We start from the raw sequence: 7,785 nt of genomic DNA, 5'->3' as shown, positions 1-7,785 counted from the left end.
GCAGGCGCGCACGCGCGAAGCCGCCGGCCGCGCCGCGCTGCGCCCGGCCTTCGCCGGCAGCGACGTCGACCCGCATGCGATCCGCTCGGCGCGCGACAACGAGGTCATGGCCGAACTCGCCGGGGCGATCGCCTGGAACGTGTCCGCGGTCGAATCGCTGCAGTCGCTGCCGTTGGCGCAGGCGGCCGTGCACGCGCAACCCGCAGAGCGTCCTCTCGGCGCGGGCGGGGGTCCAGGGTCGGATCGCAACGAGACTTCGGGGGCCGAGAAAAGCGAAGCCGGGCAGGAGCGTGGCTTCGATGACGCAGGTGCGGCGGTTGTGGGCCCGGCTACCCCAGTTGGCCTCGTCGTCTGCAATCCGCCCTACGACGCGCGCCTCGCCGCCGATCCCGCGCTGTACCGCGCGCTCGGCGACGCGCTCAAGCGGTTGGTGCCGAGTTGGCGCGCGAGCCTGCTGTGCGGCGACGCCGCGCTGGCCCAGGCCACCGGCCTGCGCGCCGGCAAGAAGTACCAGATCTTCAACGGCGCGATCGAATGCGCGCTGATCGTATGCGACCCGATCGCCCGCGTCGGCCATGCCGAACAGCGGGCCAAGGCCGAGGATGCGGCGCCGCAGCCCTTGTCGGAAGGCGCGCAGATGGTCGCCAACCGGCTGCGCAAGAACCTGCGCAAGCTCAAGTCTTGGCGCGAACGCGAGGGCATCACCTGCTTCCGCGCCTACGACGCCGACCTGCCCGAGTATTCGGCCGCGATCGACGTCTACGTCAGCGACGAAGCCGAACCGCGGACCTATCTGCACATCCAGGAATACGCCGCGCCGGCCGACATCCCCGAGGCCGACCAGCGCCGCCGCCGCAACGAGCTGTTCGCCGCCGCGCGCGAGGTGTTCGCGGTGCCGCGCGAGCGCGTCGCCCTGAAGACCCGCAGCCGCGGCAAGGGCGGCAGCAAGTACGGCCAGCTCGACCGGCGCGGCGAGGTGCTGGTCGTGCGCGAAGGCGCCGCGCGCCTGCGCGTGAACCCGTTCGACTATCTCGACACCGGCCTGTTCCTCGACCACCGGCCGATGCGCCTGCGCATCGCCGCCGAGGCGCGCGGCCGCCGGTTCCTCAACCTGTTCGGCTACACCGGCGCGGCCACCGTGCAGGCCGCGGTCGGCGGCGCCAGCGAAACCACCACGGTCGACTTGTCGGCGACCTATCTGCAGTGGTGCGCCGACAACCTGCGCGAGAACGGCACGGGCGGCGCCCAGCACCGGCTGGTGCAGGCCGATGCGCTGGCCTGGCTGGAAGCCGACCGCAGCCGCTTCGACCTGATCTTCTGCGACCCGCCGACCTTCTCCAATTCCGCGCGCGCCGACGACTTCGACATCCAGCGCGAACACGTGCGCCTGCTGCGCGCCGCGGTCGCGCGCCTGGCCGACAACGGCGTGCTGTATTTTTCCAACAACTTCCGCCGCTTCCGCCTCGACACCGAAGCGGTGGCGCAGTTCGCTCGGTGCGAAGAAATCAGCGCCGAGACCATCCCGCCGGATTTCGCCCGCGATGCGCGGATACATCGCTGCTGGCGAGTGGAACCGCGTTGAGGCGGTCGCCGGTGGTTTCGGTCGCAACAGGCGGATGCTCCGCTGTGGAGTTCCAGCCATGAAGCCGCATCGCAAAGTCGGAACCTGGACGTTTTTCCGCCAGTGGCTCAAGAACCCGCTGCGAGTGGCCGCGGTGGCGCCGTCGAGCGCCGAACTGGCGGCGGCGATGATCGCCGAGCTGCCCGACGACGTCACCCGGGTGATCGAGCTCGGCGGCGGCACCGGCGCGATCACCCGCGCCTTGCTCGCTGCCGGCATTCGCGACGAAGACCTGCTGGTGCTGGAGCTCAACGAAGAGCTGCACGCGCACCTGCACCTGCGCTTCCCGCGCGTGCCGGTGCTGCTGGGCGATGCGCGCGAACTGCCGCAGCTGGCGCGTGCGCACGGCTATCTCAAGCAGGGGCCGGCCGATGCGATCGTGTCCGGGCTCGGCCTGTTGACCATGCCGCATCCGTTGCAGCGCGACATCCTCAAGGCCGCGTTCGCATGCCTCAAGGACGATGGCGTGTTCGTGCAATTCACCTACGGCCCGGCCGCGCCGGTCGCCGATGCGGTCGCCCGCGCGCTGTCGCTGCAGGTGCGCCGCGGCGATTTCGTGCTGCGCAACGTGCCGCCGGCGACGGTGTTCGTGTATTCGCGCGTCCGGCGCTAGCCGCGGACACGAGGGTAGCAGCGGCGTAGGCCGCGACTGCGCCGCCTCGACCTCGCGGCGCCCTCGGCCGCGGCCCTGCAGGAGAGCGACGTGAGTCGCGACCAAGGGACGCGCGGAAGTAGCAAGGCTGACGTCATTCATCGAAGCCGCGCGTTTTCGCCAGGGTAGGAGCGACGTGAGTCGCGACCAAGGGCCGCGCAGAGGTAACAGTGCCGATGTCAACGATCGAGGCCGTCAACCATCGCAGGGGTAGGAGCGGCGCAAGCCGCGATCACGCAACCCCGATCGCCTACGCCGCCATTCGCAGACTCGCGGTCGCGGCTTGCGCCGCTCCTACTCCCGCGAAAGGATGTCGCTTCGATGGCGACGCTGGCGTTGTTGCTTCCGCGCGTCCTGCGGTCGCGGCTCACGCCGCTCCTACAGGGGATGGCGTCGCCGTCCGCCGATTCCTTGTTGCTGGCTTCGGCTTTGGCTGCGCTCGCCTCGATCTCACGAAGGCTAAAGAAGACCCGGAGGGCGGCCTGCAGGGATGCAGGCCGTTTTTCATCGGGACAGGGATGTCCCGTATGAAAAATCCCTGCGACGGCGCCGCTCGTGCGGGCCCTTGATTCAAACAAAAGCATTTTTCTTTGGTTACCTTTCTTTTGTTGCTTTAGACAAAAGAAAGTAACCCGCCGCTTTAGTGGCGGAAGCTTTGGGTTTGATCTTGATCTTCGATGAGAGATGCGCCGCGAGACCGTAACGGCGCGGTCGCGGCTTGCGCCGCTCCTACCCTGGCGAAAGCACACCGCTTCGATGAATCGCAACGGCCTTGTCGGCTCTGCGAGTCCCTTGGTCGCGGCTTGCGCCGCTCCTACCCCTGCGAAAGGATGTCGCCTCGATGGGCGACGCTGGCGTTGTTGCTTCCGCGCGTCCCGCGGTCGCGGCTCACGCCGCTCCTACAGGTGATGGCGTCGCCGTCCATCGATTCCTTGTTGCTGGCTTCGGCTTTGGCTGTGCGCCGCCGCGCTCTCGCGACGGCCATCGAAGACCCGGAGGGCGGCCTGCATGGATGCGGGCCGTTTTTCATCGGGACAGGGATGTCCCGTATGAAAAATCCCCGCGGAAGCACCGAACGCGCGGGCCTGTGATTCAAAACAAAGCATTTTTCTTTGGTTACCTTTCTTTTGTTGCTTTAGACAAAAGAAAGTAACCCGCCGCTTTAGTGGCGGGAGCTTTGGGTTTGATCTTGATCTTCGATGAGAGATGCGCCGCGAGACCGTAACGGCGCGGTCGCGGCTTGCGCCGCTCCTACCCTGGCGAAAGCACACCGCTTCGATGAATCGCAACGGCCTTGTCGGCTCTGCGAGTCCCTTGGTCGCGGCTTGCGCCGCTCCTACCCCTGCGAAAGCGCGCCGCTTCGACGGACGGCGACGGGCTTTGTCATCCCTGCGCGCCCCAAAGTCGCGGCAGGCCCAGTTCCTATCCTGGGGTCGCCTGATATCGTTCCATTGATGTAACTGATGTTTGCGTGTAAGTCGGTATTGTTCCATATTCGAAGTGTCATCCTAGCGCCCATCGCCAATACGGCGTTCCGTCAGGAGCACACCCATGGCCACCGCCACCCCTACCGCTTACGCCCGCGTCGGCCGCAAATTGCGCGGCCAGGCGACCTCCGACGGCGCCGGCGTCCGCCTGACCCGGGTCATCGGCGGCGCGGAGCTGCCCGATCTGGATCCCTTCCTGCTGCTCGACGAGTTCGGCACCGACCGCCCGGAGGATTACCTCGCCGGCTTCCCGGAGCATCCGCACCGCGGCTTCGAAACCGTCACCTACATGCTCGACGGGCGCATGCGCCACCGCGACAACCACGGCAACGAAGGCGTGCTCGTGCCCGGCAGCGTGCAGTGGATGACCGCCGGGCGCGGCCTGGTGCATTCGGAAATGCCGGAGCAGGAGGCCGGGCGCATGCGCGGCTTCCAGCTATGGGTCAACCTGCCGGCGCGCGAGAAGATGACCGAGCCGAAGTACCAGGAGTTCGCGCCCGACCGCATCGTGCAGTTGCATCCGGCCGACGGCGTCGAGGTCAAGCTGATCGCCGGCCGCGTCGGCGAGGCCAGCGGCCCGATCGCGCAGCCGGCGACCGATCCGGTCTATCTCGATATCGCCCTGGACGCCTCCGCGCAGTGGGAGTACGACTTGCCCGAAGGCCATAACGCTTTCGCCTATGTCTACGAAGGCGGCATCGCCGTCGGCGACGGCGAGGACGCGCGAGGGATCGATGCGCAGGAACTGGCGGTGTTGGCCGGCGGCAACCGGCTGAAGCTGCGCGATGGCGGCCGCGGCAGCCGCCTGATCGTGGTCGCCGGCCGTCCGCTGCGCGAGCCGGTCGCGCGGTACGGCCCGTTCGTGATGAACACCAAGCAGGAAGTGATGCAGGCCTTCGTCGATTTCCAGGAAGGCAAGTTCTGAACGAAGGCGGCTTCGCATCGCAACGAAGGCCGCGCGCGAGCATGGCCTTTTGATGCAGGCAACGACCTCGCGGTGCATGCGCCGAACCGGAAATCCGCGTGCCGAGCGCAGCGGCGGATCGTTCGCGCATAAAAAAGCCGCGTCCGAAGACGCGGCTTTTCGGGTTGCTCGAGCGCGCGGCTCAGTCCTTGCCGAGCCAGCGATACACCGCGCCGCCAAGCAGGCCGCCGACGATCGGCGCGACCCAGAACAGCCACAGCTGGCTGATCGCGGCGCTGCCGGCGAACAAGGCCACGCCGGTCGAACGCGCCGGGTTCACCGAGGTATTGGTGACCGGGATGCTGATCAGGTGGATCAGGGTCAGGCCCAGGCCGATCGCGATCGGCGCGAAGCCGGCCGGCGCGTTCTTGTGGGTGGCGCCGAGGATGATGACCAGGAACATCGCGGTCATGATCACTTCGGTCAGCAGCGCGGCGTGCATGGAATAGCCGCCCGGCGACATCAGGTCGAAGCCGTTGCTGGCAAAGGTGCCGGCCGCGTTCGGGTCGTGGACGAAGCCGGGATTGCCGCTGGCGATTTGCCACAGAATGAAGCCGGCGAGCAGGCCGCCGAGCACCTGCGCGACGATGTAGGGGATCAGATCCTTGGCCGCGAAACGGCCGCCGGCCCACAGGCCGAAGCTCACCGCGGGATTGAAGTGGCCGCCGGAAATATGGCCGAGCGCATAGGCGCCAGTCAGTACGGTCAGGCCGAACGCCAGCGAGACGCCGAGCAGACCGATGCCGAGCGGGTTGCCGTCCCCGCCGAAATTCGCCGCGAGCACGGCGCTGCCGCAGCCGCCGAGCACCAGCCAGAACGTACCGATGAACTCCGCACCGAGTCGCTTGATCATGATCGTCTTCCTTTTGAGTTATGGGCTTGCAGACGGCCCGGGGCCGGACGAACGCCCTGTTCAGCCAGGGAGCGATACGCCACGACCCCATTCAGCCAGGCCGATTCTCATGCTGGCCGACAACTCAAAAATGCGCAACCCGTCACAAAATGGTCGCGGGGTCAGCAAACCGCGACCGCAGTCAAACCGGCTCGGAAAATCGACCCCGCGACGTGCTATTACTTGGTGCTGCTCAGTCGCGTCGAGGGAAATCGCAGCCCCTCGGTCTGGCCGATGACCTCCCGCAGTTGCTCGGGCGACGTCGCCTGCATCCAGATATGCGCATGCTTGCCGTTGCCGATATCGAGCAAGGTTTCGCGCACCTGGATGTTGGGCTTGCCGGCGAGTTCGCCGCGGTACCAATGCATGGCCTTGCCGTCGATCGTGCTGGCTTCGGCGCGATCACTGCGCTTGGGCGCGAACGGCGACTTGGAGGCTATGTAGAGGCCGAAGGCTTCCGACTGGTCGGCACGCAGTGCGCGACAGAAGTCGGAATCCGCGCCCGCACGGTGTTCCCAGTGCAGGCCCGAATCGGCCGGTAGAAAAGGACATGCGCCTGGAGCGGCGGGTTCTTGCGCAGACGCACACACGACGAACACCAACGCCAGCCACGGCAATGCGTGCTGGCTCTTTACCCTTGACTTCACGATCGTCCCCCTGGAACCCGATTAGGTCAAAACGGTGCTGGAGCCTTTCAGCCCTGTGACCATAGTCCACTTCGGGGGCGTTGACAAACGTTACGTCATCGTTCAGGTAGCGGAATAAATTCGTGCTCGCCGGCAATCTCGCCGAATCGTCCCTCAGCCCAGTCCAGCTTGGCCTGCTCGATCCGCTCGCGCGAGCTGGAGACGAAGTTCCACCACAGGTGGCGCGGCCCATCCAGCGGTTCGCCGCCCAGCAGCATGGCCTTGAGCGGGGTCTTGGCGCGCAGGCGCGGGCGGGCGCCCGGGTCGAGCACGACCAGGTGCCGAGCCGGCAGGTCGGCGCCGTCGAGCTGGGCTTCGCCCTCGAGCAGGTACAGGGCGCGCTCGGCGTGGCTGTCCTCGATGTCGAGCTCGGCGCCCGGGTCGAGGTCGATGGCGACATACAGGGTGTCGGCGAAGACCCGCACCGGCGACTCCTCGCCGAAACCGCGCCCGGCGACGATGCGCAGCCAGGCGCCGTCGCGGCGCTGCTGCGGCAGGGTGGCGGCCGGGTGGTGGTGGAAGGCCGGCGCGGTCTCCTCGAACGAGCGCGGCAACGCCACCCAGGTCTGCATGCCGTGCAGCGGGTGGCCGCTGGCGCGCGGCCCCTGCGGAGTGCGTTCGGAGTGGGCGATGCCGCGGCCGGCGGTCATCCAGTTGACGTCGCCGGGATGAATGTCCTGGACGCTGCCGAGGGTGTCGCGGTGGCCGATCGAGCCGGCCCACAGGAAGGTCACCGTGGCCAGGCCGATATGCGGGTGCGGGCGCACGTCGATGCCCTGGCCGGGCTCGAACACCGCCGGGCCCATGTGATCGACGAACACGAAGGGGCCGACCGACCGCGCCTGGATGCTCGGCACGGCGCGGCGGACTTGGAATCCGCCCAGGTCGTGGACGCGCGGGGCAACGATCGTGGTCATGGCGCGGTTTCCTGCAGGTCTGAGCCGGCAGGTTCGCATGTCTTCAATACAGCCGCGTGCACGGCATTGAAACTCGGTGTTGCACGAAAGAGGCTGGGAATCGCTGCGCCTCGACGCACCCGGCGCTTACTCGGCCTCGAGCTTGAGCGTCGCGTTCGGCGGCGTGGCGAAGTCCAGGCCCTGCACTTCGATGCGCCAGCCGCCCACGCTTTTACGGGCGTCGCTGACGGTGTTGAAGCTCAGCGCCGACTTCGCGCCGTCGGCGCCAGTCCATTCGAATTCGAGTACGGCATCGCCGGCCCAGATGCACTGCACCTTCGGCGGGCAGCGCGAGTCGGCGCTGATCGCGACGAAGCGCAGCCGCGAACGATCGGGCAGGTTGGCCGACTCGCCGCGCGCCAGGCGGAAGGCCTGGCCCGGGGTGACGGCCTGCGCGGCGGCCGGGTTCTGGCCGGCATGGGCGCAGGCGGTCAGGGCGAGCACGCCGCTCAACAGCGCGGCGGCGAACGGGGCATGGAGCAAGGGGCGCATCGGCGACTCCGTCGGGTCACGGGCGGTCCGGCCGA

7 protein-coding genes are annotated in these 7,785 nt (G+C 67.7%); 3 read left to right on the top strand and 4 right to left on the bottom strand.

What is annotated here, in order from left to right; translation table 11 throughout:
- The 3 genes from rlmKL to ACSAMQ_RS07520 all read left to right on the top strand — a co-directional run.
- The coding region (rlmKL, locus tag ACSAMQ_RS07530) for a bifunctional 23S rRNA (guanine(2069)-N(7))-methyltransferase RlmK/23S rRNA (guanine(2445)-N(2))-methyltransferase RlmL (protein ID WP_435395071.1) at positions 1 to 1,582 on the top strand (1,582 nt) is incomplete at its 5' end.
- A 58-nt stretch (positions 1,583 to 1,640) separates the two neighbouring features.
- Positions 1,641 to 2,234, top strand: a complete 594-nt coding sequence (locus ACSAMQ_RS07525) for a class I SAM-dependent methyltransferase (protein ID WP_435395070.1) — start codon at positions 1,641 to 1,643, stop codon at positions 2,232 to 2,234.
- A 1,590-nt stretch (positions 2,235 to 3,824) separates the two neighbouring features.
- A complete protein-coding gene (locus ACSAMQ_RS07520; protein WP_435395069.1) occupies positions 3,825 to 4,685 on the top strand; it encodes a pirin family protein in 861 nt (286 codons plus the stop codon).
- 181 nt (positions 4,686 to 4,866) lie between these two features.
- Here the strand turns inward: ACSAMQ_RS07520 and aqpZ are convergent, their stop codons facing one another.
- The 4 genes from aqpZ to ACSAMQ_RS07500 form a co-directional block, all read right to left on the bottom strand.
- Positions 4,867 to 5,577 (bottom strand): aquaporin Z, encoded by a 711-nt coding sequence (aqpZ, locus tag ACSAMQ_RS07515; RefSeq protein ID WP_435395068.1) that lies wholly within the window; start codon positions 5,575 to 5,577, stop codon positions 4,867 to 4,869.
- 218 nt (positions 5,578 to 5,795) lie between these two features.
- Positions 5,796 to 6,233, bottom strand: coding sequence for a hypothetical protein (locus ACSAMQ_RS07510; protein WP_435395067.1), 438 nt, complete (start codon positions 6,231 to 6,233; stop codon positions 5,796 to 5,798).
- Between the two features lie 125 nt (positions 6,234 to 6,358).
- Positions 6,359 to 7,219 (bottom strand): pirin family protein, encoded by an 861-nt coding sequence (locus ACSAMQ_RS07505; protein ID WP_435395066.1) that lies wholly within the window; start codon positions 7,217 to 7,219, stop codon positions 6,359 to 6,361.
- A 126-nt stretch (positions 7,220 to 7,345) separates the two neighbouring features.
- On the bottom strand, positions 7,346 to 7,750 hold the full coding sequence (locus ACSAMQ_RS07500; protein ID WP_435395065.1) for a hypothetical protein: 405 nt from the start codon (positions 7,748 to 7,750) through the stop codon (positions 7,346 to 7,348).
- Positions 7,751 to 7,785: the final 35 nt, after the last annotated feature.

It is taken from the genome of Lysobacter sp. 1R34A, assembly GCF_051217035.1.
Classification (GTDB): Bacteria; Pseudomonadota; Gammaproteobacteria; order Xanthomonadales; family Xanthomonadaceae; genus Lysobacter.
Note: the sequence above shows the minus strand (reverse complement) of the source record. Positions and strands in the feature narration are given on the sequence as shown.